Origin of the sequence: Undibacterium sp. GrIS 1.8, from assembly GCF_040544445.1 — a bacterium.
Classification (GTDB): domain Bacteria; phylum Pseudomonadota; class Gammaproteobacteria; order Burkholderiales; family Burkholderiaceae_D; genus Undibacterium.
The window spans coordinates 15255-40836 of the sequence record NZ_JBEONQ010000021.1 but is presented as its reverse complement, the minus strand read 5'-3'; the positions used below and the strand labels follow the sequence as shown (position 1 = coordinate 40836).

General features: G+C 45.5%; 27 protein-coding genes and 1 tRNA gene. 18 read left to right on the top strand and 10 right to left on the bottom strand.

All coding sequences use genetic code 11. The annotated features are described in order from the left end of the window. The first annotated feature begins 41 nt into the window (after nucleotides 1-41). Nucleotides 42-866, top strand: coding sequence for a M90 family metallopeptidase (locus AAKU64_RS11760; RefSeq protein ID WP_354331531.1), 825 nt, complete (start codon nucleotides 42-44; stop codon nucleotides 864-866). Between the two features lie 231 nt (nucleotides 867-1097). Here AAKU64_RS11760 and AAKU64_RS11755 read toward each other — a convergent pair whose 3' ends face one another. The 10 genes from AAKU64_RS11755 to AAKU64_RS11710 all read right to left on the bottom strand — a co-directional run bounded on the left by AAKU64_RS11755 (nucleotide 1098) and on the right by AAKU64_RS11710 (nucleotide 8116). After that, nucleotides 1098-2078, bottom strand: coding sequence for a cobalamin-binding protein (locus tag AAKU64_RS11755; RefSeq protein WP_354331533.1), 981 nt, complete (start codon nucleotides 2076-2078; stop codon nucleotides 1098-1100). Beyond that, the gene (gene panC, locus AAKU64_RS11750; protein ID WP_354331535.1) at nucleotides 2078-2917 is read right to left on the bottom strand and encodes a pantoate--beta-alanine ligase; all 840 of its coding nucleotides are present in this window, start codon (nucleotides 2915-2917) and stop codon (nucleotides 2078-2080) included. Before panC ends, AAKU64_RS11755 begins: the two co-directional genes overlap by 1 nt. A gap of 67 nt (nucleotides 2918-2984) precedes the next feature. Further along, complete coding sequence (locus AAKU64_RS11745) at nucleotides 2985-3884, bottom strand: segregation and condensation protein A (protein WP_354362176.1); 900 nt, start codon at nucleotides 3882-3884, stop codon at nucleotides 2985-2987. 21 nt (nucleotides 3885-3905) lie between these two features. Continuing rightward, nucleotides 3906-4223: a DUF3460 family protein gene (locus tag AAKU64_RS11740; RefSeq protein ID WP_354362161.1), complete on the bottom strand. Its 318-nt coding sequence runs from the start codon at nucleotides 4221-4223 to the stop codon at nucleotides 3906-3908. Between the two features lie 218 nt (nucleotides 4224-4441). Beyond that, nucleotides 4442-5023 carry an LOG family protein gene (locus AAKU64_RS11735; RefSeq protein ID WP_354362175.1) on the bottom strand — a complete coding sequence of 194 codons (582 nt, stop codon included), beginning with the start codon at nucleotides 5021-5023 and terminating at the stop codon, nucleotides 4442-4444. A gap of 49 nt (nucleotides 5024-5072) precedes the next feature. Next, nucleotides 5073-5741, bottom strand: a complete 669-nt coding sequence (locus AAKU64_RS11730) for a TetR/AcrR family transcriptional regulator (protein WP_322119461.1) — start codon at nucleotides 5739-5741, stop codon at nucleotides 5073-5075. Between the two features lie 166 nt (nucleotides 5742-5907). Continuing rightward, entirely contained in the window at nucleotides 5908-6444 is a 537-nt protein-coding gene (locus tag AAKU64_RS11725) for an RDD family protein (RefSeq protein ID WP_354331537.1), read from the bottom strand. Nucleotides 6445-6447: 3 nt separating this feature from the next. Further along, nucleotides 6448-7128 carry a DUF3106 domain-containing protein gene (locus AAKU64_RS11720; RefSeq protein ID WP_354362160.1) on the bottom strand — a complete coding sequence of 227 codons (681 nt, stop codon included), beginning with the start codon at nucleotides 7126-7128 and terminating at the stop codon, nucleotides 6448-6450. Between the two features lie 2 nt (nucleotides 7129-7130). Next, nucleotides 7131-7547, bottom strand: a complete 417-nt coding sequence (locus tag AAKU64_RS11715; RefSeq protein ID WP_322119458.1) for a DUF3619 family protein — start codon at nucleotides 7545-7547, stop codon at nucleotides 7131-7133. Then, nucleotides 7544-8116: an RNA polymerase sigma factor gene (locus AAKU64_RS11710; protein ID WP_322119457.1), complete on the bottom strand. Its 573-nt coding sequence runs from the start codon at nucleotides 8114-8116 to the stop codon at nucleotides 7544-7546. Before AAKU64_RS11710 ends, AAKU64_RS11715 begins: the two co-directional genes overlap by 4 nt. Nucleotides 8117-8675: 559 nt before the next feature. Here AAKU64_RS11710 and AAKU64_RS11705 point away from each other — a divergent pair. From AAKU64_RS11705 to nuoF, 17 genes are all read left to right on the top strand, one after another. Further along, a complete protein-coding gene (locus AAKU64_RS11705; RefSeq protein WP_354331541.1) occupies nucleotides 8676-10403 on the top strand; it encodes an acetolactate synthase 3 catalytic subunit in 1728 nt (575 codons plus the stop codon). Between the two features lies 1 nt (nucleotide 10404). Then, nucleotides 10405-10896 carry an acetolactate synthase small subunit gene (gene ilvN / locus AAKU64_RS11700; RefSeq protein ID WP_188565843.1) on the top strand — a complete coding sequence of 164 codons (492 nt, stop codon included), beginning with the start codon at nucleotides 10405-10407 and terminating at the stop codon, nucleotides 10894-10896. A 126-nt stretch (nucleotides 10897-11022) separates the two neighbouring features. Continuing rightward, the gene (gene ilvC / locus AAKU64_RS11695; protein WP_322119455.1) at nucleotides 11023-12039 is read left to right on the top strand and encodes a ketol-acid reductoisomerase; all 1017 of its coding nucleotides are present in this window, start codon (nucleotides 11023-11025) and stop codon (nucleotides 12037-12039) included. A gap of 503 nt (nucleotides 12040-12542) precedes the next feature. After that, nucleotides 12543-13403 (top strand): CDP-diacylglycerol--serine O-phosphatidyltransferase, encoded by an 861-nt coding sequence (pssA, locus tag AAKU64_RS11690; RefSeq protein ID WP_354331544.1) that lies wholly within the window; start codon nucleotides 12543-12545, stop codon nucleotides 13401-13403. Nucleotides 13404-13839: 436 nt separating this feature from the next. Then, nucleotides 13840-15378 carry a 2-isopropylmalate synthase gene (locus AAKU64_RS11685; protein ID WP_322119453.1) on the top strand — a complete coding sequence of 513 codons (1539 nt, stop codon included), beginning with the start codon at nucleotides 13840-13842 and terminating at the stop codon, nucleotides 15376-15378. 161 nt (nucleotides 15379-15539) lie between these two features. Further along, complete coding sequence (gene rpsO, locus AAKU64_RS11680; protein ID WP_322119452.1) at nucleotides 15540-15809, top strand: 30S ribosomal protein S15; 270 nt, start codon at nucleotides 15540-15542, stop codon at nucleotides 15807-15809. A 228-nt stretch (nucleotides 15810-16037) separates the two neighbouring features. Further along, a complete protein-coding gene (gene pnp / locus AAKU64_RS11675) occupies nucleotides 16038-18158 on the top strand; it encodes a polyribonucleotide nucleotidyltransferase (protein WP_354362159.1) in 2121 nt (706 codons plus the stop codon). 126 nt (nucleotides 18159-18284) lie between these two features. Next, nucleotides 18285-19268, top strand: a complete 984-nt coding sequence (locus AAKU64_RS11670; protein WP_354331549.1) for an NAD(P)H-quinone oxidoreductase — start codon at nucleotides 18285-18287, stop codon at nucleotides 19266-19268. Nucleotides 19269-19541: 273 nt separating this feature from the next. Further along, nucleotides 19542-20291 carry a triose-phosphate isomerase gene (gene tpiA / locus AAKU64_RS11665; protein WP_354331551.1) on the top strand — a complete coding sequence of 250 codons (750 nt, stop codon included), beginning with the start codon at nucleotides 19542-19544 and terminating at the stop codon, nucleotides 20289-20291. A gap of 60 nt (nucleotides 20292-20351) precedes the next feature. Next, nucleotides 20352-20732: a preprotein translocase subunit SecG gene (secG, locus tag AAKU64_RS11660; RefSeq protein WP_354331553.1), complete on the top strand. Its 381-nt coding sequence runs from the start codon at nucleotides 20352-20354 to the stop codon at nucleotides 20730-20732. Between the two features lie 85 nt (nucleotides 20733-20817). Further along, a tRNA-Leu gene (locus AAKU64_RS11655) sits at nucleotides 20818-20902 on the top strand. A 114-nt stretch (nucleotides 20903-21016) separates the two neighbouring features. Continuing rightward, nucleotides 21017-21376, top strand: a complete 360-nt coding sequence (locus AAKU64_RS11650; RefSeq protein WP_322119447.1) for an NADH-quinone oxidoreductase subunit A — start codon at nucleotides 21017-21019, stop codon at nucleotides 21374-21376. 6 nt (nucleotides 21377-21382) lie between these two features. Next, complete coding sequence (locus tag AAKU64_RS11645; RefSeq protein WP_262835880.1) at nucleotides 21383-21859, top strand: NuoB/complex I 20 kDa subunit family protein; 477 nt, start codon at nucleotides 21383-21385, stop codon at nucleotides 21857-21859. A 45-nt stretch (nucleotides 21860-21904) separates the two neighbouring features. Further along, on the top strand, nucleotides 21905-22501 hold the full coding sequence (locus tag AAKU64_RS11640) for an NADH-quinone oxidoreductase subunit C (RefSeq protein WP_354331555.1): 597 nt from the start codon (nucleotides 21905-21907) through the stop codon (nucleotides 22499-22501). After that, nucleotides 22501-23754 (top strand): NADH-quinone oxidoreductase subunit D, encoded by a 1254-nt coding sequence (locus AAKU64_RS11635; RefSeq protein ID WP_322119445.1) that lies wholly within the window; start codon nucleotides 22501-22503, stop codon nucleotides 23752-23754. Before AAKU64_RS11640 ends, AAKU64_RS11635 begins: the two co-directional genes overlap by 1 nt. Before the next feature lie 40 nt (nucleotides 23755-23794). After that, complete coding sequence (nuoE, locus tag AAKU64_RS11630; RefSeq protein WP_354331606.1) at nucleotides 23795-24283, top strand: NADH-quinone oxidoreductase subunit NuoE; 489 nt, start codon at nucleotides 23795-23797, stop codon at nucleotides 24281-24283. Then, a complete protein-coding gene (nuoF, locus tag AAKU64_RS11625; protein ID WP_354331557.1) occupies nucleotides 24283-25578 on the top strand; it encodes an NADH-quinone oxidoreductase subunit NuoF in 1296 nt (431 codons plus the stop codon). The genes nuoE and nuoF overlap by 1 nt, the downstream gene beginning before the upstream one ends. Nucleotides 25579-25582 lie beyond the last annotated feature (4 nt).

Below are 25582 nucleotides of genomic sequence, written 5' to 3'. Positions count from 1 at the left end.
GGTATCGTTACTGTGTTTTCATTCAGAATTGCAGGTAATCAATGTCCTCCGCTTTACCACTAATGCTTGTATTATCCAGCATCGTAATCACGGTCGGACTGATTGTGTGGTTGCCTGATGTGCTGTTGAAGCGCGCTTTGCAAAAGCCATTCCCTGGTCACTACTCCAAAATACTGCGTAAAAATATCCCGGTGTATTCCAGAATGCCAGCGGAGCTGCAATTACAGTTAAAGCGATTGATCAAACAGTTTTTATATCAAAAGAAATTTATTGCTTGCGATGATTTACAGATGACGGATGAGATCAAAGTCACGATCGCTGCCAGAGCGTGCATGTTGCTCCTTAATCGTCCAAGCACAGTTTACCCAGCCTTAAAAACCATCCTGGTTTATCCCAGTGCTTTTATGAAGCCGCATATCCAAACTAGCCTAGGTGGTGTAGTCACTCATGCTAACCAAACTTTGTCGGGAGAATCCTGGAGTGATGGCAGGGTGATCCTGGCATGGGATCATGTGCAGCGCAGCGATGGTACGCAAATCGCAGGGCACGATGTAGTCTTGCATGAGTTTGCGCATCAGCTCGATAGCGAAACCGGCAGCACCAACGGTGCACCGGCCTTGATGAGTAAGGCGCGTTATCAACGTTGGTCTAGTATCTTGTCCCAAGAGTTTGATGTATTGCAGCGCGCAGCGGAGCTAGGTGAAGAAACGGTGATGGATCATTATGGCGCGACCAATCCGGCAGAATTTTTTGCGGTCGGGACAGAGACGTTTTTTGAGAAAACCTGGGAGATGGCGAGATATCATCCCGCGCTATTTGAGCAATTCCGCGCCTATTATCAGGTTGATCCACGCGACTGGAATTAATAGCTTAATTTTATGCTGAGTGTTGTAATCCGTTCTAGCTTCTGATTCGATCAAAAGGGCGTATTTTTATATACTCCCCTTCATTTTTAATTAAAAATCCGAATTGTCCAGACATTATATGGACGACTAAAATATACACTACCTGAGTATATTTATTTGAATGTAACGTGAGGTAGCAGCAATATCCACTTTCAACTCGCAAAGCTAGCAAAATGAGATCAGATTTGAATCTTATTTCAGTGTTGCTCTGGCAGTCGCCAGATGTTTGCAGAGCATCTCAGTGCCATCTAAAATTCTCGGCCCTGCACGATTCATCCAGTCACCTTTTACGGTAAATAAATTACCTTTGCTGACGGCATTGAGCGTAGTGAATTGCCGCCAGTCGGCGAAGACATCTTGCTGCTCGCCGCCAGTGGTAATAATCGCATCCGGGTTGGCCGCTAGCACTGCTTCGGTATTGACTGTGGGACTGATTTCTTTTAAGCCGCCAAATATGTTTTTACCACCACACAAACGGATTGCTGCCGATACCAGATGCTGATCATTTAAGGTCATCAAAGGTTTGCGCCAAATTTGATAAAACACGCTGACGATTCTTTGTTTTTCTGCTGTGTTTGTAGTACTGACTTGTAAGCCGGACGACAGGCTGGACGACAAGCCGGGCTGATAAGTTTGGCGCAATTTTTCTAAACGATTTCTGAAACGTTGGGCGGCCGCATTGCCGGTCGCTTGCTTGTCAGTCAAAACTGCCAGACGTTCTATTGAACTGGCAATATCTTCAAAACTGCGTGGCTCGCTCTCGAATATCGGGATATGGGTATCGCGCAATTTACTCGCTAGGGTTTTGCCGTTGCCAGTACCCCAGATCACGATCAGGTCGGGTTTGAGCGCAATGATGCGTTCTACATCTAATGCGAATACATTGCCAATCGAAGGGATTTTTTTAGCGGCTTCCGGAAAGTCGCTGTATTCGCTGACGCCGACAATTTGGCTACCGGCACCGGCCTCAAACAACAACTCAGTCGCATGCGGCGCGAGGCTGATAATGCGCTGTGCTGGCTTCGCCAGCGTCACCACATGTTGTGCATCATCAGTCACGCTGATGGCGGCGTGGCCCACGACACTGTGCAAGCTGATCGCTGCCAGTGCCATGAAAGCAGACAGTTTTTTGATGAGACAAAAGTGCTCTCTGCTTTTTGCAAGCTGTGTCATCAGACTTCCAGATTGTCGATCAGGCGGGTGTTGCCAAGCTTGGCGGCGGCGACTACCACCAGCTCCGCCTTCTGCGCAATATCGCCAGCAGACGGTGGTTGCAAGTCGGAGCGCTTGCGTACAGAAATATAATCTGGCTTCCAATGACGATTTGCTAGTTTCGCCATGGCTTTCTTTTCCAGCTCAAAAACATCCAGGTGCCCCGAACGGATTTCTTGCGCAACCTCATTCAGTGTCTGATATAAAACAGGTGCTTCTACGCGTTCAGCCTCAGACAAATAACCATTGCGTGATGACAGTGCGAGTCCATCATCAGCGCGCCAGGTATCGGCAGCGATAATTTCAGTTGGTAAGGCAAACTGCTTTGCCATATTCCGGATGATCATTAATTGCTGGTAATCTTTTTTACCAAACACCGCAACACGGGGCTGGACGCAAGAAAATAATTTCAGCACAACAGTACTAACGCCGGTAAAAAAGCCAGGGCGGAATTCGCCTTCTAAGATATTCCCCAGATCGTCGGGTGGACGCACCCGGTATTCTTGTGGTTCTGGGTAGAGGTCTTTTTCTGTCGGGGCGAACAATACATACACACCTTCCTTCTCCAGCTTTTCTACGTCAGCCTGAAAAGTACGCGGATATTTATCAAAATCTTCGTTCGGGCCAAACTGTAATCGATTGACGAAAATCGAAGCCACAATCGGATCGCCATGTTTTTTTGCCAGACGCATCAAGGACAAATGACCTTCATGTAAATTGCCCATTGTCGGTACAAATGCAGTGCGTAATTGACCGCGTAGTTGATCGCGCAATTCTTCGATAGAGGAAATAATTTTCATGAGGATAAGAGTGAGTGAATGTGACAACTATGATTTGATTCGTAGCGAGAGTTTGCTGGCTTAGCGATTAATTAGGTGAGTGCGTTAATGAGTACGTTGATGAGTGCGTTGATGAGTGCGTTGGCAAATAAGCGAGTCTCACATAAATCGGTGCAAAAGCTTCTGCCTGAGTGATTTCTATTAAAGTTTCTTTTGCCAGTTCAAGCAGGGCAACAAAATTAACCACCAGCACTGGTGCACCTTTACTAGGATCAAATAGATCTGAAAACTCGATAAATTTAGCGGACTGCAATTTGCGCAAAATACCTGTCATGTGCTCGCGCACCGATAATTCTTCACGGCTGATTTTGTGGTGGGCGACAAGTGTTGCCCGTTTTAATACGTCGGCCCAGGCTGCTTGTAAATCTTGTACATCAACCTGCGGCCAATGCAATACCGTATTTTGCTCAACAAAGACTTGCGCATGCAAAAAATCACGTCCTAGCTGAGGAACCGCATTGAGGTCGTAGGCAGCTAGTTTCATTTGCTCGTATTCCAGTAGACGACGCACTAATTCTGCACGCGGATCGCCTGCTTCGCCATCATCCAGATTTTTGGTGCTGGGCAAGAGCATGCGTGATTTGATTTCAATCAGCATCGCTGCCATCAACAAATATTCTGCGGCCAGCTCCAGATTATGTTTGCGGATTTGCTCAACATAGTCCAGATATTGCAACGTGACTTGCGCCATCGGAATATTGAGAATATTGAAATTTTGCTTGCGGATCAGGTAGAGCAGTAAATCCAGCGGGCCTTCAAACGCCTCTAAAAAAATTTCCAGCGCATCAGGCGGGATGTAGAGATCGTTGGGTAGTTTGAACAGCGGCTCGCCATATAGTTTGGCGAACGCCAGTCCATCAACAACGTTGGGTGTGCTGTCGCTACTGCCAACCAGAGGCAAATCTGTCGCTGACAAAGTAGTGCTGATTGCTGTCACAGCAGTCTTGGCTTAGGCTTTGTTTTGGTACACGTAAGCTTGTTGATCGATATTGGACTCAATCGTGTCTTTTTGCGTCGCAAGATCAATCGGTGCTTTATCCCATAACAAAGCACGACCATCACGCTGGCTTTGCTCTAATTGCGGATTAGCTTTTTTCAGACTTTGAATAAACTGAGTTGCTTCGGATTGGTAAAGCTGAAATTGTTTGGTGAACTTCATAATGATCGCGATCAACAGGTAAAAAAACAATCGAACCCGCATTTTACCCTGTAATGCAGCAGTAATTAAGAGGGATTTGCTTTGTGGCGAGGGAATCGCCCAGATCATGTCAGTTGGTGACAGTACAGCGGTTTTTGGATCGGATACTGAAGGATGTTTTTATATACTCCCTAGCAATCCAATCAAATTATGCCTGATTGTCCAATAATTATATGGACGATTAAAATATACTAATGGGTAGTATGTAATGAATGGTAGTGTATTAATTAGATGGATACTCAACGATGATTGATGTTTAATAATGCAAAGGCGCGGTTGAATATGAGTTAAAGATCGTTTTGTTTAACCCATTTATGCAAGGCCAGGGGTTTGGCTTGCTGCAGATCCAGGATTAGTTTAGCTGGATCTTCTTGCTGATATAGCAGCGCCAAGTGTTCTGCTTTCAAAAATTTGGCATTGACAGTGTGCTGCAGAAAATCGAGCAGATTATTGTAAAAACCAGCGATATTCAATAAGCCCAATGGCTTTTGATGAAAACCCAGTTGCGACCAGGTGAACATCTCAAACAGTTCTTCCAAAGTACCAACACCGCCCGGCATGGCGATAAAGCCATCCGATAGGTCCGCCATCATGGCTTTGCGTTCATGCATATTTTTGACGATGTGTAGCTGGCTTAAACCTGTATGGCCAACTTCTTTATCCATCAGGGCTTGCGGGATAACTCCAGTGACTTGACCACCGAGCCGTAAGACTTCATCCGCGATCACTCCCATCAGGCCTACATTGCCACCGCCGTAGACGAGGGAGATGCTGTTCGACACCATTTCAGCAGCGAGCTGGCGGGCGCCTTGCGCGTAGGCGTCGTCGTCACCGATGGATGAGCCGCAGTAAACGCAAAGCGATTTTATGGTGGACATGGGATTCCTGAAGCGCGGGTGTTGAGCTTACTGGTTAATTTTATGGGTTAATTTTTTTCAGATATTCTTGCGATAGTTTTTCGAAGACGTTTTTAGTTTCGCCGCGCAAGTAAGGGCTGATTAGCACGATCACCTGATAGCAGCCACGCGCCAGGGATTCGGACATGGTTTGTAGCTCGGTGTATTTGCGAGGATTGCGGACGTATTCGTAGGACAACCAATATGTGGCTACCACCACCATGTTGGTCGCAAGGGCGTCAATCTCGATGTCGTTGCCTTCAAACTCACCATCGGTACGCAGGCCATAGCAAAGCTCGGTGGCGACTTTGATTTTGTGCGACAGAATTTGTTTAAAATGCAGTTCCAGATTACGATTTCTAGACAGCAGATCGTTTAAATCACGATAAAAAAAGCGATAGCGCCAGACCAGTTCAAAGGTCAGATGCAGATAAGTCCAGATATCTTGAATGTTCGCTTTACGACCTTCCGGGAACGCGAGTTTTTTATTAATTTCTTCTTCAAATTGAGTGAAGATAGAATTAACAATATCGTCTTTATTACGGAAGTGATAGTAAAGATTGCCCGGAGAGATGTGCATCTCTTCAGCAATGACGGTGGTTGTGATATTGGGTTCGCCAAATTCGTTAAATAGGCGAAGTGATAAGTCCAGTATACGTTCCCTGGTACGACGAGGCGTTTTGTGTTGCATGCCGACTCTCTAGAATTATTTTTTCAATAGAATAACATTGAACTGGCAAAGCACAAAAATTGGATAGGGATTTTCCCAAGAGAATTCGTTGTGTTTATAGTGAAACATAAAATTATTCGCTATAAATGAATATTTGACTGGATTGTAGTTGGCGTTGGAATCAGTCTTAATCTACGAATCTGGTGTCATTGCTTAATTTAACTTCCGCGTGCACCAAGCGAGTTTTCGCTAATTTATCATGCAAAAATTGACCATCTTTATCAAGCTTGTATGTTAGCGCCCAAAGGATAATGTTTGCGGTGACGGCCACAATAGCGAGCCATCCTTTTAATTCGAATTGGTAGGCAATCGCCAGGCCTGGAATAAACCACATCCATGCCAGGCAGTAGCGAACTACTGCTTTAATGATGGGTAATTTTTGTCTCTCGCCATCAATTAGTTTGATATTCCAGGTTTTCATTGCCAAAGTTTGACCACTCCGGCACCAAAAAAACACAAAATATATTCCGAGTATGGCGAAGAGCCAGGCCTCACGAGCGTGGCGAAGGGTCAGTGCGTGCCTACTCTGGGTCCAAACGTCGAATATCATGTCTGCCGTAAAAATGACACCGAACAAAAGCATCGCCTCATAAACCATGCAAATAAGCCGACGTTTTAAGGCTGGTGCTACAGGTGATGGGATAGCAGTATTTGTTGTAGCCACTTGTTACTTTGCCGGAGTTTGAGATACCGACGTGTTTGGTACAGGCAACGCGCTTGCTGGCAAACTTGCCGATTGCGGTGCAATTACAGCGGCCGGCTTGGTTACTTGTGCTGCCAATGCCGCCTTAGGTGCGCCTTTGATAGGAGCAAGGGGTACTGCTTTGCGCTGAGCTTCTGAGGGAAGGTTTGTTACGCTTTTTTTCTTCACCGCTTCACTTGCGAGTTTTTTCTTTTCTTCTTCACTTAATTTTTGATACTGCTGCCACTGCTCAGATTTTTTTTCTGAGTTTATTTGAGTTGTACGAGCAAAATTTTCTCGTGCTTGCATGCGTTGTTCAGGCGTTAATTTAACCCAGGCGCGCATACGTTCTTGCACCCGAACTTGCTCGTCTGGCTTCATTACTGCATATTTATTTGCAATTTCTAGCCATTTCTTTTTATTTTGCTCACTCATCCGTTGCCATTCAGGCGCGAGTGGGGCAAGTGCGATTTTTTGTGTCGCACTTAATTCCTGCCAGCTTGGTCTAGTCAATGGCGTTGCTGGTAACGCGGTAGCTTTTTGCGCAACCGTTGGCGTCACGTCAGCAGCGGTAGCTGACATGACGTAAGTTACCGACGCTACCACTGCCATGATTAAGGCAAGGACTTCAGTTCTGTTGACCACGAGCAAAGTGGATAAGCGCACGCCTATTCCTCCGCTTTATTCAAATAAGCGCTAAAGCCAGTATCAAGGTAAGCATCAGGTGGCAATTCATCGACTAAAACTGCCGCATCAATTTCTGCTAAATCGCTAATTCTTCTTTGTTGCTCGTATTCGTAAATGCCTGTCAAGCCCATAACCAGTACCAGCAAAGGCAAGATAACGCCCAGCTTACCTAGCCAAGATTGTGGTCCTTGGAAAGAAAATCCCGCATTGCCAGCTAAAACGCCACCAAATGCAAAAACCGCACTTGGCGAAGCTTGCTTTTTGCGTGACATTGCAATTTTGCGCGCATTAGCGAGCCTGTCCAGCGCCGGTGCGGGAATGTTTTCAGCGGATTCGTTTAATGCATGCCGTACTTTGTAGGCAAAGTCGAGGTCTTGCGCTTCTCGTGAGTAATTCATAATGTTATTCCTTTTGCCTTAAGCGATACTGCGAGCGCATGTGTCGCGCGGGAACAATGCGTTTTTACGCTGCCTTCTGAGCAGCCCATTGCGGCGGCAGTCTCTGCTACGTCCATGTCTTCCCAATAACGCATGAGGAAGGCTTCCCGTTGACGCGCTGGAAGTTTTTGTACTTCCTCATCGATAATATTCAGAACTTGTTCACGTTCTATCTTGTCCGCGCTTGATTCCGATGCTTCTGTGCCATCTTCTGCGGCATAACTTTCCAATAAATCAAAATTATCATCGCCTTGATTATTGTTTGGAGTGATACTTGAAAATAAGCTAACCCAAGTATTGCGCACTTTTTCTCTACGAAAAAAATCTAGAATCGTGTTTTGCAAAATTCTCTGAAATAGCATCGGCAATTCTGCCGCAGGCTTATCGCCATACTTTTCAGAAAGCTTGATCATGGATTCTTGCACAATATCCAACGCAGACTCTTGGTTGCGTACGGTATAGACGGCATGTTTGAAGGCGCGACGTTCTACGCCTTCAAGAAAATTGGATAATTCTTTGTCTGTGGCCATCTGTTGGCGTAGCTAATCAATAACTTAGTAATTTTGTTTATCTGTCGCAAAAAGCTATTCTTGCATATTTTTTTGCAGCTATTGGGTTGGCGCACGAGTTACGTGATTGTCTTTCCCTTTAAAAGTGCGCCCATGCTAGCAAAATTCCTTTTCTATGTCCCGTTTTTTGTACAAAGTACCTGATTTGGAAGGGATTTTGTGCTTTAAAAGGTGCAATTTGTCTTGACCAAAATGGTGCAACACAGTACCGTATGAATCCGTCTTGAAATCTCGAGGCAATAAATACTTGCTGGAATCGGCTCACAATGCTGTCCTCTGCAGGTTCGCTCTAATGAAGCAGTTTGTTCTAACCCATGCCACAAGCGTGAGAAGTTGTCTTAGCAAAGCCCAAAATACTGATTGAACGAGTGTTCTAAGCCTTACCTGGAAATATATCCAACGGATGTACCAAGGGTAATGTGACCGCACAAAAAGGAATATCAGCAGACCGCCTCGCTTCGTAATTTCGTCAGGAAAGAACATCCGATCAATCTCCTATGGACCTTGAAAGGAAACGTAAATGAGTTCAGATACAAATACAGAAATAACCGGCGCAGAGATCTTAGTTAAATGTCTGGCCGAAGAGGGTGTTGAGCATGTGTTCGGATATCCGGGCGGTGCTGTACTCTATATCTACGATGCAATTTTTAATCAGGACAAGTTTCAACATATTCTTGTTCGTCATGAGCAGGCCGCGATTCACGCAGCAGATGCTTATTCCCGATCCTCACAAAAAGTGGGTGTTGCGCTAGTGACATCTGGCCCTGGCGTTACCAATGCGGTCACTGGCCTTGCAACGGCTTACATGGATTCGATCCCGATGGTGATCATCTCCGGCCAAGTCCCAAGCCACGCCATTGGTCAGGATGCTTTCCAGGAATGCGATACCGTTGGTATTACACGTCCTTGCGTCAAGCATAACTTTTTGGTGAAAGATGTCAGAGATTTAGCGACGACCATAAAAAAGGCTTTTTTTATCGCTACAACGGGTCGTCCCGGTCCTGTGTTAGTTGACATCCCTAAAGATATCAGCATGCACAAGACTACCTATTTCTACCCAAAAGAAATTGAAATGCGCTCTTACAAGCCAGTGGATAAAGGTCATTCTGGCCAAATCCGTAAGGCGGTGCAACTATTGCTGCAAGCAGAGCGCCCGATGATTTATACCGGTGGCGGTGTGATTCTGGCGAATGCGTCGCCAGAGTTGAATAAACTGGTCGATCAATTAGGCTTTCCATGCACTAACACCTTGATGGGATTAGGCGCATATCCAGCCTCTAGCGATAAATTTGTCGGTATGCCCGGCATGCACGGTACTTACGAAGCTAACATGGCAATGCAGCACTGCGACGTGTTGATTGCGATTGGCGCACGTTTTGATGACCGCGTTATCGGTAACCCCAAACATTTTGCGTCTAGTCCGCGCAAAATTATTCATATCGATATTGATCCATCGTCGATTTCTAAGCGGGTAAAAGTTGATATTCCTATCGTCGGTAATGTTAAAGACGTGTTGCAAGAATTTTTGTCGCAATTGAGTGTCGCTGAAACCAAATCTAATCCCAAAGCTCTGGCAGACTGGTGGAAGCAAGTCAATGAATGGCGCAAACGCGATTGTCTGAAGTTCCCGACATCGACCGAAGTGATCAAACCTCAGTCAGTTGTTCAGAAAGTTTGGGAAATCACCAAGGGCGACGCCTTCGTCACCTCTGACGTTGGTCAGCATCAAATGTGGGCGGCGCAGTATTACGGCTTTGACAAACCACGTCGCTGGATTAATTCTGGCGGCTTGGGCACGATGGGCGTGGGCTTGCCTTATGCGATGGGTGTGCAGATGGCCAATCCCGGTGCGACAGTTGCCTGTATTACAGGCGAAGCGTCTATACAAATGTGTATTCAAGAGCTCGCTACTTGCAAGCAATATCATTTGACGCCAAAAATTATTTTGCTGAATAACCGTTTCCTTGGCATGGTCAGGCAGTGGCAGCAAATTGATTATGGTTCACGTTATTCCGAGTCGTACATGGACTCTTTGCCGGACTTTACCAAGTTAGTAGAGGCCTACGGCCATGTCGGCATGAAGATCGAAAACCCCGCTGATATTGATGGCGCTTTAAAAGACGCCTTCGCAATGAAAGATCGTCTGGTGTTTATGAACTTCATCACAGATCAAACCGAAAACGTCTGGCCTATGGTCAAGGCGGGTGCTGGTTTGACTGAAATGCTGCTCGGCTCTGAGGATTTATAACATGAGACATATCATTTCTGTTTTGCTGGAAAACGAAGCGGGTGCTTTGTCACGCGTGGTTGGTTTATTTTCTGCTCGTGGTTATAACATCGAAACCTTAACGGTAGCGCCGACCGAAGATGCCACGCTATCACGCATGACCATTGTGACCTCGGGTTCGGATGACATCATCGAGCAAATCACCAAGCACTTAAATCGTCTGATTGAAGTCGTGAAGGTCGTGGATCTGACCGAGGGTGCGCATATCGAGCGTGAGCTGATGTTGATCAAAGTCAGGGCCGTGGGTAAAGAGCGTGAGGAGATGAAGCGTACAGCGGATATTTTCCGTGGACGTATCATTGATGTCACCGAAAAAACGTACACCATCGAACTGACTGGTAACAAAGGCAAGCTTGATGCCTTCATTGACTCCATCGACCGCACAGCGATTTTAGAAACTGTGCGTACTGGTGGTTCTGGCATCGGTCGCGGCGAGCGTATTCTCAAAGTGTAAACAAACAATTAAAGATTTTTAGTCGGAATTATTGGTAGTCATTAAACGTGCCAATTAAAGACAATATCAAGTTCTAAAATTCTATTTACAAAATTATTAAACTAATTAAATTACGAAGGAATAAAAATGAAAGTTTTCTACGATAAAGATTGCGATTTGTCCCTCATCAAAGGCAAAAACGTTACGATCATTGGTTACGGTTCCCAAGGTCATGCCCACGCACAAAATTTGAATGATTCTGGCTGTAAAGTTACCGTTGCTCTGCGCAAAGGTGGCGCGTCATGGGACAAGGCAAAAAACGCCGGTCTGAATGTAGCGGAAGTGAATGATGCAGTGAAAGCAGCTGACGTCATTATGATCTTGTTGCCAGATGAAAACATCGCCCAAGTGTATGCTGAAAACGTAGCGCCACATGCCAAGCAAGGTGCTGTATTAGCGTTCGCACATGGCTTTAATGTTCATTACGGCCAAGTCGTACCACGCGCCGATCTGGACGTAATCATGATCGCCCCAAAAGCGCCAGGCCACACAGTTCGCGGCACGTATTCTCAAGGTGGTGGTGTTCCTCACTTGATCGCTGTATATCAAGATAAGTCAGGCTCTGCACGTGATATCGCTTTGTCCTATGCGATGGCCAACGGTGGTGGTCGTGCCGGTATCATCGAAACTAACTTCCGTGAAGAAACTGAGACCGATTTGTTCGGCGAACAAGCAGTATTGTGCGGTGGCGCAGTTGAACTGATCAAAGCTGGTTTCGAGACCTTGGTCGAAGCTGGTTATGCACCAGAAATGGCGTATTTTGAATGTCTGCACGAATTAAAATTGATCGTCGATTTGATCTATGAAGGCGGTATCGCCAACATGAATTACTCGATCTCGAACAATGCAGAATATGGCGAATATGTGACCGGCCCTAAAGTCGTCACGTCCGCGACCAAAGATGCAATGCGTCAATGCCTCAAAGATATTCAAACTGGCGAATACGCGAAGAGTTTTATCCTTGAAAATAAAGCAGGTGCACCTACTTTGATTTCCCGTCGCCGTTTGACATCTGAGCATCAGATAGAAGAGGTCGGTGCTAAGTTGCGCGCAATGATGCCTTGGATTGCTAAGAATAAATTAGTCGATCAATCGAAAAATTAATCTGGACAATTACAGATTATCTTCTGGTGCTGACTTTTAGTCTGCGCAAGTTGAAAACAAAAAAGTCGCCTGCCAGGGCGACTTTTTTATTGAAATTTCCTTATTGATTTTAATATACTCCCCGAATTTTTTATAAAAAATAACATATCGTCCAATTAATATATGGACACTCAATATATACATACCAGGAGTATAAATTTATATGAGTGTAAAGTTTACGTAAAATCTGTCATTTATACGGGCTTATGATGTGTTAATCATGCACACCGCTATCTTGCTAATTTATGCTTATCATATATAGCGATTATTTAGATTTCCATATTGAATACACGACGTAAATCATACAGTTTGGTAGGGTCGAATAGCAAAGCCAGGCTGTTTGCCGATAAAGCAATAACGTCTTTCTATCAATACCGCGTTAGACAAAGGTGATGGAATTGATTTTTACTGCCGTGTAATAGACGTTATACTTTCGCCTTACTTTCAATTCATTCATTACACGCATGCCATCTTTCAAACGACGCAAGCCCAAAGGTAGTCTTAAGCTTTTTCCTCGTGGCGCACGTAAAAATCAAGCAAACACATTCAGCGAGAACGGGCAGATGCTTCCTGCCAAACGTCGGCGTGGGATTTATTTGTTGCCCAATGCATTTACTACTGCAGCTTTGTTTTGTGGCTTCTATGCGATCGTGATGGCGATGAACCAACGTTTTGATCAATCGGCATTCGCTATTTTTGCAGCGATGGTGCTGGATAGTCTGGATGGTCGTGTGGCGCGGATGACAAATACGCAAAGCGAATTTGGTGCTCAATACGATAGTTTGTCTGACATGATTTCTTTCGGCGCGGCACCAGCTTTGGTCGCGTATGAATGGTCGCTTCGTGGGATGGATAAACTCGGCTGGTTAGCTGCCTTTATCTACTGTGCTGGAGCCGCATTGCGATTAGCACGTTTTAATACCAATATCGCTGTAGTTGATAAGCGTTATTTTCAAGGTTTGCCAAGTCCGGCCGCGGCGGCGTTGGTCGCAGGATTTGTGCTGCTTATGACCGATCTGAATTTTAAAGGTAGTGAACTTAGTTGGAGTACTTGGTGCATTACTTTATTTGCTGGATTGACGATGGTGACGAATGTTCCTTTTTACAGTTTTAAAGATGTAAATTTTCGTCGCTCGGTTCCGTTTGTTGCACCACTTTTGATCGTGCTTGGATACGTCGCTGTGGTTAAAGACCCACCTAAAGTATTGTTTGGATTATTTGTCTTGTATGGCTTGTCTGGTTACGTTGTTTTACTGTGGCGCTGGCGCAAAGGTCGCCCCATCAGTATTGTTCAAACAACGGTGGAGCCACACGAAGATAAATAGCAATCTGTGTGATAATAAGTATATAGCCGCGCCGCAGAAATGTGACGCGGCTTTTTGTTTTTTGATAATCCAAAAACATAGAAAATTCTAGATTAATTCTGCTATAAATTCTTGCACTTAGAGATAATCACGCTTATAGTCGTTTTCAAGAATTTTATGCCTAAATTTTTAGCAATTTGCCAGTGAATGGTCTTATGAAAACCCACCAGGTTTTCTAGTGACCTTAGCAGCTCCTAAGATATCGACCAGATATCGCGCTATCAATTTACGTTAGCTATAACCGGCTACTTCTCTTTTTTTATCTTCGATGAAGAGAATTAAAAGCACGCAATAGAGTACACAATTAAGCACGCTTCAAAAGTATGTTGCTTATGCTGGTTACTTACACCGATTACCTACGCCAATATTTTAATTTTTATAAAATCAGGATTAGATTATGAGTGATAAATTAATCATATTTGATACCACCTTACGTGACGGCGAGCAGTCGCCCGGAGCGTCTATGACCAAGGATGAAAAAATCCGGATTGCACGTCAGTTAGAACGCCTAAAAGTGGACGTGATCGAAGCAGGTTTTGCTGCCGCATCGCAAGGAGATTTTGAGGCAATCCAAGCGATTGCTACATCGGTAAGAGAACCGATTATCTGCTCATTATCGCGCGCCAATGACCGGGATATTTCTCGTGCAGCTGAGGCACTGAAATCTGCCCAAAGAAAACGTATTCACACCTTCATTGCGACCTCACCATTGCATATGGAAAAGAAGCTGCGGATGACACCGGACCAAGTATTTGAGCAAGCGAAGCAAGCAGTGCGTTTTGCGCGTCAGTTTACCGATGATGTTGAATTTAGTCCTGAGGACGGCAGTCGTTCAGATATGGACTTTTTATGCCGGGTGATCGAGGCCGTCATTGCTGAGGGCGCAACCACAATCAATTTTGCCGATACGGTAGGTTATGGCGTACCAGAGTTGTACGGCACGATGCTAAAAAATTTACGCGAGCGTATTCCTAATTCGGATAAAGCGATATGGTCAGTTCATTGCCACAACGATCTGGGTATGGCAGTGGCAAATTCGTTAGCTGGTGTGATGATCGGCGGGGCGCGTCAGGTGGAATGTACGATCAATGGTTTGGGTGAGCGTGCTGGTAATACTGCGCTAGAAGAAATCGTGATGGCAGTACGGACTCGTCGTGATCACTTCAATTTAGACTGTAATATTGATACGACTCAGATCGTTGCGACTTCAAAATTGGTCTCTCAAATTACTGGCTTTGCAGTACAGCCAAACAAGGCAGTGGTTGGTGCGAATGCGTTTGCGCATGCCTCTGGGATTCATCAAGATGGTGTGTTGAAAGCGCGTGACACCTATGAAATTATGCGAGCTGAAGATGTCGGCTGGAGTGCAAATAAAATCGTTCTGGGTAAATTATCTGGTAGAAACGCATTCAAACAACGTCTTGAGGAGCTGGGCATCGCCTTGGAGTCAGAGGCGGATGTGAATGCGGCATTTACGCGGTTTAAAGAGCTGGCAGATCGTAAATCAGAAATCTTTGACGAAGATATTATGTCCTTGGTCTCCGATGAAGAACATGCACACGGTAATGAATACTATCGGTTTGTTTCTTTGGCACAGCATTCCGAGACAGGTGAAAGGCCAGCAGCAAAAATTGTGTTTTCAATTGATACGAAAGAAGTTACTTGCAACGGCCACGGCAACGGTCCTGTCGATGCGATTGTGAATGCGATTGAATCGACGACGCAAAGTGGCGCTGAGTTATTGCTATTTTCAGTGAATGCGATCACCACTGGTACGCAATCTCAGGGAGAAGTTACGATGCGTCTATCTAAAGCGGGTCGTATCGTAAATGGTGTCGGGGCCGATCCTGATATTGTGGTTGCCTCAGCTAAAGCGTATTTGTCGGCTTTGAATAAATTGCATTCAAAAGTAGAGAAGCTTAATCCTCAGCTGTGATCTAGCTTTAATACAGTCATTACTTAGGTCCGGATGGCATAAACCTACTTTGATCGGGTAAAGAATTCATGTTATAGTCACGCGTCTTACCGTTTTGGTGAGATTATTGTTATCACGATGATAAGGGTTCATTCTCTTGCCATCGCATGTTAAGGAAAATCATGACTTTTGAAAAAAGTACTAAAGCCGCCATCGTTGCGGACAATGCCCGCGGTGTAAATGACACCGGCTCCCCAGAAGTGCAAGTTGCTTTATTGACTGCACGCATCAATGACTTAAACGGTCACTTCAAAGCACATGCTAAAGATCACCACTCACGTCGTGGTCTGATTATGATGGTTAACCGTCGTAAAAGCCTGTTGTCTTACCTCAAAGGTAAAGATTTGAACCGTTATCGTTCACTGATCGAAAAACTCGGCTTGCGTAAGTAATTCATTGCTATATATTTATTACATAGCAAAAATGTTGTAGCAGAAAGCCTGCCTCAGTTCGCTGTCGCAGGCTTTTTGTTGTTTATGGTTTGTAGTTGGTGGTTGGTAATTAGTATCTTGTAATTGAGTCTGTAATTAGTTAATGCAGGAAAGCGAATCCAAGATTCGCTCGCGGTGAGGTGGACGACAGCGCCTGAAAATCTGTCGGCAAAATAGAAAGGACACATTGTGTTTAATAAAGTTACGAAAACTTTCCAGTACGGTCAACATCAAGTGACGTTGGAAACAGGCGAGATCGCTCGTCAAGCCTCTGGTGCAGTCTTGGTATCAATTGAAGATACCGTTGTATTAGCAACCGTTGTTGCAAAAAAAGACGCTAAGCCAGGTCAAGATTTTTTCCCTCTGACGGTTGATTACCTTGAGAAAACTTATGCTGCTGGTCGTATTCCAGGCGGTTTTTTCAAGCGTGAAGGTCGTCCATCTGAAAAAGAAACACTGACATCCCGTCTGATCGATCGTCCAATTCGCCCTCTGTTTCCAGAAGGCTATTTGAATGAAGTGCAGGTGATCATTCATGTCTTATCCGTCAACCCTGAAATCGATCCCGATATCGCCGCTATGATCGGCGCTTCTGCCGCGATCTGCGTTTCTGGAATTCCATTCAGTGGCCCAGTCGGCGCCGCACGCGTGGGTTATATCGATGGTCAATATGTATTGAATCCAACCGCGACTCAGTTAAAAACATCCGCTATGGATCTGGTTGTTGCCGGTACTGAGCAAGCAGTTTTGATGGTTGAGTCTGAAGCGCAACAATTATCTGAAGAAGTTATGCTGGGTGCCGTGGTGTACGGTCACGAGCAAATGAAGGCAGTGATTGATGCGATTCATGATTTAGTTCGCGATGGCGGCAAACCAGAAGTTGAATGGGCACCAGCACCAAAGAACGAGCCATTGATCGCGGCTGTTTCAGCAGTAGCAGAGCCTTTATTGCGCGCTGCTTATCAAACACGTGAAAAGCAAGCTCGTACGCAATTGCTTAAAGATGCAAGTGCGAAAGTCAGCGCTGCATTGACTGAGCAAGCTGCAGCGTCAGGCACATCGGTACCGGATTCTTCCGATGTAGGCAATATCATGTTTGATTTGGAATCGAAAATTGTTCGCTCCCAAATTCTGGATGGTGAGCCACGTATTGACGGTCGTGATACTCGTACAGTGCGCCCGATTACGATTCGTACTGGCGTGTTGCCACGTACGCATGGTACGGCTTTGTTTACTCGTGGTGAGACGCAGGCTTTGGTGATTGCGACTTTGGGTACAGCGCGTGATGAGCAAAAAATTGATGCATTGATGGGCGAGTACACAGATCGCTTCATGCTGCATTACAACATGCCCCCGTTTGCTACTGGTGAAACTGGTCGCGTTGGTACGCCTAAGCGCCGCGAAATCGGTCACGGTCGTTTGGCTAAACGTGCTTTGTTAGCGGCTTTACCGTCGCCAGAAGATTTTAGCTACTCAGTGCGTTTGGTATCAGAAATTACTGAATCCAACGGATCTTCTTCAATGGCGTCGGTTTGCGGTGGCTGTTTAGCACTGCTGGATGCTGGTGTGCCGATGAAGGCTCACGTAGCCGGTATCGCCATGGGCTTGATTAAAGATGGTAATAAGTTTGCCGTTTTGACCGACATTTTGGGTGATGAAGATCATTTGGGCGATATGGACTTTAAAGTCGCTGGTACTGCTGAAGGTATTACTGCCTTGCAAATGGATATCAAAATCCAAGGCATTACAAAAGAAATCATGCAAGTCGCTTTGGCGCAAGCTAAGGAAGGTCGCGTTCATATTCTTGCCAAAATGCAAGAGGCTGTACCCCATGGTAAAGCAGAATTGTCCGACTTCGCACCACGTCTGATTACCGTCAAAATTAATCCAGAAAAAATCCGTGATGTCATCGGTAAGGGCGGCGCTGTGATCCGCGCTTTAACTGAAGAAACTGGTACCCAAATCGATATTAGCGATGAAGGCGTAGTGACAATTGCTTCGGTAGATGCAGCTGCGGGTCAGGAAGCTAAACGTCGTATTCAGGAGCTGACTGCAGAAGTTGAAGTCGGTAAAGTTTATGATGGCACAGTACTGAAGTTGCTAGACTTTGGTGCGATCGTCCAAATCATGCCAGGTAAGGATGGCTTGTTGCACATCAGTCAGATCGCTAATGAGCGCGTCAATGCAGTTGCTGATTACCTTAAAGAAGGTCAGCAAGTACGTGTCAAAGTATTAGAAACTGACGATCGCGGTCGCTTTAAATTGTCAATGAAAGCAGCAGCTCCAGAAGTTGAAGCTCAGCCTCAGTAATCTTGACTACCTAAATATTTGCTATGCATGGCTATAGCAAATTCGCTTTTCTCAAAAACGCCTGTGCTTACGCGCAGGCGTTTTTTTATCGCCGTACAATAGTACTTTTTTAAACAGGACAAGATCATGCGCGCAATTGAAATTACACAGTACGGTAAGCCAGAAGTTTTGCAATTGTGCGAGCGTCCAATTCCCGAGGCTAAAGCGGGCGAAGTATTGATTAAGGTGCATGCGGCAGGTATTAACCGCCCTGACGTTTTTCAGCGTCTTGGTCAGTATCCTGTTCCTCCGGGGGCGTCTGATTTGCCGGGCTTAGAAGTCGCAGGCGAGATTGTTGGCGGTGATTTGGGCGACTCTGGATTTAAAAAAGGTGATTTGGTCTGCGCTCTTGTACAGGGTGGTGGCTATGCGGAATATTGTGTAGCTCCGGCGCAGCAATGCCTGCTTTTGCCGGAAGGACTCTCTTTAATGGAGGCGGCCTCGTTGCCGGAAACCTATTTTACGGTCTGGAGTAATGTTTTTGATCGTGCCAGATTAACCCAAGGAGAAACTTTTCTAGTGCAGGGCGGTACCTCGGGTATCGGCGTAACCGCCATCCAAATCGCTGCGGCTCTTGGGCATCGTGTGTTTGCCACTGCTGGCTCGGATGATAAGTGCCGTGCGACCGAGAGCCTAGGGGCTGAGCGTGGTATCAATTATCGGAATGAAGATTTTGTAGAGATCATCAAATCGCTTACTGACAATAAAGGGGTCAATGTGATTTTGGATATGGTTGCCGGAGACTATATCCCGCGTGAAATCAATTGCCTAGCAGATGATGGACGTCTTGCGATCATCGCTTTGCTGGGTGGTGCTCGGGCGGAGCTGGATCTGGGGCAGGTATTGCGCAGAAGATTGACAATTACCGGTTCAACTTTGAGGCCGCGTTCGGTTGCGTTTAAAGGGGCGGTTGCGCAGCAATTGAAGGCGCATGTCTGGCCTTTGCTTGTATCTGGAAAAATAAAGCCCGTGATACATCAAATTTTTCCATTAGGGCAGGCTGCTCAAGCACACAGTTTGATGGAGTCCAGCTTGCATGTGGGTAAGATTATGTTACAGGTTTGTGAGTAATAAAATAAATTAAGAATAGATCATAAATATACTCCCCTTACTTTTTGTATAAATAGTCTTATTGCCCATTAAATCATTGGACATATTTAATATACTAACTGGGAGTATACTTATGTCTTTTGACTTCCAAAGCGATATTGCCGATGCTTTTGGTTAATTGATTGACTCAAATATTTATTTGAGTTGCAGTGCATTCACTTTTTTTGGCATCGTGAATTTGACCCCTCTTGCTCAGGCGGCTACAATAGACGGTTAATTAAATTTTAGGCTGCTATGCGACGCAAACTGATAGCTGGTAACTGGAAAATGAACGGCAGTTTTGCTGCCAATAAAGCACTTTTATCAGGGTTGCGTGCGGGTTTAAACCCAAATGCGGCTTGTGATGTTCTGGTCTGTGCTCCCGCACCATATTTGGCGCAATGTGCGGATGATTTGACTGGTAGTGGTATTTTCTCTGGCGCTCAAGATGTTTCTATGCACGGCTCGGGCGCTTATACGGGTGAAGTATCTGCTGGAATGCTGGTGGATTGCGGATGTTCTTATGTGATTGTTGGGCATTCTGAGCGTCGCGCCTATCATCATGAGTCTAATGATCTGGTAGCGCAAAAAGCTTTGCAGGCATTGAACGCAGGTTTGCATCCAATTGTTTGTGTCGGTGAGACTCTGGAGCAGCGCGAGTCGGGACAAACTAATGCGGTTGTTTCAAGTCAATTACAGGCGGTATTGGATTTGATTGGTGTTGATGCACTGGCAAATATTGTGATTGCTTATGAGCCAGTTTGGGCGATAGGGACAGGTAAAACTGCGACTCCGCAAATGGCGCAAGATGTTCATGCAGTGCTTCGTCAGCAATTGATTGGTAAGGATGTTAACCTGGCTGCTGGCATGCAAATATTGTATGGCGGAAGTATGAAGCCCGATAACGCAAAAGAGCTATTGGTGATGGCTGATATCGATGGCGGTCTTATCGGTGGTGCTGCCTTGAAAGCGGCTGATTTTCTCGCAATTGTCGACGCCGTCTAATTTTTTAGGGTGTTGAGAGATTGTTCTTTGTTTTACGATTAATTTAATTAGGTGTTTTGAATGCATACTTTGTTTACGGTGGTAGTGATTGTTCAGGTTTTGTCTGCGCTGGCAATTATCGGTCTGGTTCTTTTGCAGCACGGCAAGGGCGCGGATATGGGGGCATCATTTGGCTCCGGTGCTTCAGGTAGCTTGTTTGGCGCCACTGGATCCTCTAATTTTTTATCTAAGTCCACAGGTCTTGCTGCCGCGATTTTCTTTGGCGCGACTTTGGCGTTAGCTTACATCGGCACTAATCGTTCAGTGTCAGGTGGCGTCATGGATAATTTGCCTGCATCCAAGTCTGCTCCGGCTTCTACTAGTGCTGCTGCCTCTGCTTCTGCTCCCGTCGTTGCTGCTCCTGCAAGTACTGCGGGTCAGGTAAATCAGATTCCTAAGTAAGCCAGTTTTTGTACCGTAAAAAGATTGAATAACTGCAATTGTGCGTTGAACAATTGCAGTTGGTATAGTAGAATGCTGGGCTTAAGCCGACGTGGTGAAATTGGTAGACACGCTATCTTGAGGGGGTAGTGGCGAAAGCTGTACGAGTTCGAGTCTCGTCGTCGGCACCAATAAAATACGGTCAGATTTACATGCTGACTTGGTCGAGGAAGTTAGTCATTTTTAGTTTGTTATGCTTTGGTATGATTTGCTTTAATGTGACGTTTAAATACAGGTAGCCTAACGTGAACCTCGAAAATTATTTCCCTGTTCTTCTCTTTATTCTGGTTGGTATTGCGGTCGGTATCGTTCCGCAAATTTTAGGGCGCATACTTGCCCCCTTCAAGCCAGATAGTCAAAAAACATCTCCCTATGAATGTGGCTTTGAGGCCTTCGAAGATGCGCGCATGAAGTTTGATGTGCGCTACTACCTCGTTGCTATTTTGTTTATTTTGTTTGATTTGGAAACTGCTTTTTTCTTCCCTTGGGCCGTAGCAATGCGCGATTTGGGTTGGTCGGGTTTTCTGATTATGCTTGGATTTATTTTGGAATTTGCCGTGGGCTTTTGGTACATCTGGAAAAAGGGCGCCCTCGATTGGGAGTAATGGATTATGGCTATTGAAGGTGTATTAAGCGAAGGTTTCGTCACGACCACGGCGGATAAGCTCATCAATTGGACGCGCACAGGTTCAATGTGGCCGATGACATTTGGTTTGGCGTGTTGCGCGGTTGAGATGATGCATGCCGGTGCTTCGCGTTATGATCTTGACCGTTTTGGCGTCGTCTTCCGACCATCTCCACGTCAATCCGATGTCATGATTGTGGCAGGTACTTTGTGTAATAAAATGGCTCCCGCTTTGCGTAAGGTTTATGATCAGATGGCAGAGCCGCGCTGGGTTATCTCTATGGGTTCTTGTGCTAATGGCGGTGGTTATTATCATTATTCATACTCAGTAGTTCGCGGTTGTGACCGGATTGTTCCTGTGGATATTTACGTGCCCGGCTGCCCTCCGACCGCTGAAGCTCTTTTGTACGGCATTATTCAGTTGCAAAATAAGATTAAACGTACCAATACGATTGCGCGCTAATCCAGCCAATTCAAGTGAATCAAGCGATTTAGGGCGGCACTTACTATGACTACAAAATTAGAAATCCTCGATACTGCTGTAAAAGATGTGTTGGGCGACAGATTGTTGCGATCTACCCTTGCTTTGGGGGAGTTGACGATAGTCGTAGCGCCGACAGCGTATTTGCAGGTTATGAGGGATTTGCGCGATCACGCGTCTACTCAGTTCGAAGAGTTGATTGATTTGTGCGGTGTCGATTACTCTACATACGGCGATGGTGCTTGGGACGGTGCTCGTTTTGCGGTTGTTTCGCACTTGCTGTCAGTTCATCATAACTGGCGTTTGAGAGTCAGAGTATTTGCTGCAGATGACGAGATGCCAGTCGTGCCTTCCCTGATAGATGTGTGGAATGCGGCTAATTGGTACGAGCGAGAAGCATTCGACTTTTTTGGTATTTTGTTTGATGGTCACAATGATTTGCGTCGGATTCTTACTGACTATGGTTTCATCGGTCATCCTTTCCGTAAAGATTTCCCAGTCTCGGGTTATGTGGAAATGCGCTATGACCCTGAGCAAAAGCGAGTTGTTTATCAGCCAGTAACGATAGATCCGCGTGAGAACATACCGCGCATTATTCGTGAAGAACACTATGGGATCAAATAATGGCTGAAATTAAAAATTACACATTAAATTTTGGTCCGCAACATCCTGCTGCGCATGGTGTGTTACGTCTTGTGCTTGAGTTGGATGGTGAGGTAATTCAGCGAGCTGACCCTCATATTGGATTGTTGCATCGCGGTACTGAGAAGTTGGCAGAGCAAAAAACCTATTTGCAATCTGTGCCATATATGGATCGACTCGATTATGTGTCGATGATGGCCAACGAGCATGCATATGTGATGGCGATAGAAAAAATGCTTGGTTTGGAAGTGCCATTAAGAGCCCAATATATTCGCGTAATGTTTGACGAAATTACTCGTCTTCTAAATCACTTATTGTGGATAGGTGCGCATGCGCTTGACGTTGGTGCGATGGCCGTATTTCTGTACGCTTTCCGTGAGCGCGAAGATTTGATGGACTGCTACGAGGCTGTCTCAGGCGCTCGTTTGCATGCTGCGTACTATCGTCCTGGTGGCGTGTATCGCGATTTACCTGAGCAGATGCCAAAGTTCACTACTTCACAGCTGAAGAATGACAAGGCGATGCGTGCATTGAATGAAAATCGTCAAGGATCTTTGCTCGATTTTATTGAAGATTTTACTAATCGCTTCCCAACCTATGTTGATGAATACGAAACCTTGTTGACTGATAATCGAATTTGGAAGCAGCGGTTGGTAGGGATTGGAGTTGTTTCTCCTGAGCGTGCTAAGGCGATGGGCTTTACTGGCCCAATGTTGCGTGGCTCTGGTATTGAGTGGGATCTCCGTAAAAAACAGCCCTATGAAGTTTACGACTTGTTAGATTTTGATATTCCTGTCGGTGTTAACGGGGATAGTTATGATCGCTACCTCGTTCGCGTTGAGGAAATGCGCCAATCAAACCGCATTATCAAGCAATGCGTTGAATGGCTGCGCAATAATTCCGGCCCCGTGATTAGTGCAAATCATAAAGTTGCGCCTCCTTCACGTGTGAATATGAAGTCCAACATGGAAGAATTGATCCATCACTTCAAATTATTTACTGAAGGTTTTCATGTTCCTGCTGGTGAGGCTTATGCTGCAGTTGAGCATCCAAAGGGTGAGTTTGGTATTTATCTGATGTCTGATGGTGCTAATAAGCCTTATCGTCTAAAAATTCGTGCACCCGGATTTGCGCATTTGCAGGGTTTGGATGAGATGGCAAAAGGTCATATGATTGCTGATGCGGTGACGATTATCGGTACGCAAGATATTGTGTTTGGTGAAATTGACCGCTAGATTATTTAATCACGGCGTGTCAACAATAGAGGCAAAAGCTATGGTGTTATCAGAGCAGGCATTTAAAAAAATTGATCGTGAACTTGCAAAGTTCCCTGCCGATCAGCGTCAATCTGCTGTTATGGCTGCATTGGCTATTGCGCAGGACGAGACTGGCTGGGTTTCCCCTGCAGTGATGCAGACTTTAGCCGACTACATCGGTATGCCTGCTGTTGCTGTTCAGGAGGTTGCTACGTTTTATAACATGTACAACACGAAGCCAGTTGGTAAATTCAAGATTTCAGTTTGTACTAATTTGCCCTGCGCTCTGTCTGGTGGCGAACGAGCTGCGAATCATTTAAAAGCTAAGCTTGGATTGGGCTATAAAGAGTCTAGTGCAGATGGCTTATTTACTTTAGTTGAGGGTGAGTGCATGGGAGCTTGTGGGGATGCGCCAGTCATGCTGGTAAATAACAAACGCATGTGCAGCTTTATGACGAATGAAAAAATTGACTCGCTGGTTTCCGAACTCACAGAGGCGGGTAAATAATGACGAGTCTGCATAATCGTCATATTAATCCTTTGATTCTTGCGGGTTTAGACGGCAAAAATTGGCATCTACAAGATTATGTGGCACGTGGTGGCTACCAATCTTTAAAGCGTATTCTTGATGAGAAAATCCCACCAGAGCAAGTAATTGCTGAGCTAAAAGCATCATCGTTGCGTGGTCGCGGCGGTGCCGGTTTTCCTACTGGCTTGAAGTGGAGCTTTATGCCACGTCAATATCCTGGGCAAAAGTATTTGGTTTGCAATACAGATGAGGGTGAGCCAGGTACATTTAAAGATCGGGACATAATTCGTTATAACCCGCACTCTTTAATAGAGGGTATGGCGATTGGTGCCTATGCTATGGGTATCACTGTCGGCTATAACTATATCCATGGTGAAATTTTTGCTGATTATGATCGCTTTGAAGAGGCTCTCGAAGAGGCTCGTGCGGCAGGAATGCTGGGCGATAAAATTCATGGATCTGAGTTCTCTTTCCAGTTACATGCTTTCCATGGTTATGGCGCATATATATGTGGTGAAGAAACGGCCTTGCTAGAGTCTTTGGAGGGCAAAAAGGGACAACCACGTTTTAAGCCACCATTCCCCGCCAGCTTTGGTTTGTATGGCAAGCCAACTACGATTAACAACACGGAGACTTTTGCCGCGGTTCCGTTTGTTTTCTCAATGGGCGGTGAGAAATATGCAGCTTTAGGCAAGCCAAATAATGGCGGTACTAAGATTTTTTCAATTTCTGGCGACGTGGAAAGGCCCGGTAATTACGAAATTCCATTGGGTACGCCATTCGCTACCTTGTTAGAACTCGCTGGCGGTATGCGTGGTGGTAAGAAAATTAAGGCCGTGATCCCTGGCGGATCATCAGCTCCAGTAATTACAGGTGACGTAATGATGTCTACCGACTTGGATTATGATTCAATTGCCAAGGCGGGTTCAATGTTGGGTTCTGGTGCCGTGATTGTGATGGACGAAACCCGTTGCATGGTTAAATCTTTATTACGTTTGTCCTATTTCTATTTTGAAGAATCCTGTGGTCAATGTACTCCTTGTCGCGAGGGTACAGGTTGGATGTATCGTATGGTTCATCGTATCGAGAACGGGCAGGGCAGGCTAGATGATCTGGATATGCTGAACTCGATCGCTGACAACATTCAAGGCCGAACAATTTGCGCGTTGGGTGATGCTGCAGCGATGCCAGTCCGCGCATTCATTAAGAATTTCCGCGAAGAATTTGAATATCACATCGAGCATAAACATTGCTTGGTTCCTGCTTACATTTAAGCCA

Coding starts and splice junctions, on each gene's coding strand:
- AAKU64_RS11760 (WP_354331531.1), top strand. CDS start 42: ATGTCCTCCGCTTTACCACTAATGCTTGTATTATCCAGCATCGTAATC.
- AAKU64_RS11755 (WP_354331533.1), bottom strand. CDS start 2,078: ATGACACAGCTTGCAAAAAGCAGAGAGCACTTTTGTCTCATCAAAAAA.
- panC (WP_354331535.1), bottom strand. CDS start 2,917: ATGAAAATTATTTCCTCTATCGAAGAATTGCGCGATCAACTACGCGGT.
- AAKU64_RS11740 (WP_354362161.1), bottom strand. CDS start 4,223: ATGATCTGGGCGATTCCCTCGCCACAAAGCAAATCCCTCTTAATTACT.
- AAKU64_RS11730 (WP_322119461.1), bottom strand. CDS start 5,741: ATGCAACACAAAACGCCTCGTCGTACCAGGGAACGTATACTGGACTTA.
- AAKU64_RS11715 (WP_322119458.1), bottom strand. CDS start 7,547: ATGAATTACTCACGAGAAGCGCAAGACCTCGACTTTGCCTACAAAGTA.
- AAKU64_RS11710 (WP_322119457.1), bottom strand. CDS start 8,116: ATGGCCACAGACAAAGAATTATCCAATTTTCTTGAAGGCGTAGAACGT.
- AAKU64_RS11705 (WP_354331541.1), top strand. CDS start 8,676: ATGAGTTCAGATACAAATACAGAAATAACCGGCGCAGAGATCTTAGTT.
- ilvN (WP_188565843.1), top strand. CDS start 10,405: ATGAGACATATCATTTCTGTTTTGCTGGAAAACGAAGCGGGTGCTTTG.
- ilvC (WP_322119455.1), top strand. CDS start 11,023: ATGAAAGTTTTCTACGATAAAGATTGCGATTTGTCCCTCATCAAAGGC.
- pssA (WP_354331544.1), top strand. CDS start 12,543: ATGCCATCTTTCAAACGACGCAAGCCCAAAGGTAGTCTTAAGCTTTTT.
- AAKU64_RS11685 (WP_322119453.1), top strand. CDS start 13,840: ATGAGTGATAAATTAATCATATTTGATACCACCTTACGTGACGGCGAG.
- rpsO (WP_322119452.1), top strand. CDS start 15,540: ATGACTTTTGAAAAAAGTACTAAAGCCGCCATCGTTGCGGACAATGCC.
- AAKU64_RS11670 (WP_354331549.1), top strand. CDS start 18,285: ATGCGCGCAATTGAAATTACACAGTACGGTAAGCCAGAAGTTTTGCAA.
- tpiA (WP_354331551.1), top strand. CDS start 19,542: ATGCGACGCAAACTGATAGCTGGTAACTGGAAAATGAACGGCAGTTTT.
- secG (WP_354331553.1), top strand. CDS start 20,352: ATGCATACTTTGTTTACGGTGGTAGTGATTGTTCAGGTTTTGTCTGCG.
- AAKU64_RS11645 (WP_262835880.1), top strand. CDS start 21,383: ATGGCTATTGAAGGTGTATTAAGCGAAGGTTTCGTCACGACCACGGCG.
- AAKU64_RS11640 (WP_354331555.1), top strand. CDS start 21,905: ATGACTACAAAATTAGAAATCCTCGATACTGCTGTAAAAGATGTGTTG.
- AAKU64_RS11635 (WP_322119445.1), top strand. CDS start 22,501: ATGGCTGAAATTAAAAATTACACATTAAATTTTGGTCCGCAACATCCT.
- nuoE (WP_354331606.1), top strand. CDS start 23,795: ATGGTGTTATCAGAGCAGGCATTTAAAAAAATTGATCGTGAACTTGCA.
- nuoF (WP_354331557.1), top strand. CDS start 24,283: ATGACGAGTCTGCATAATCGTCATATTAATCCTTTGATTCTTGCGGGT.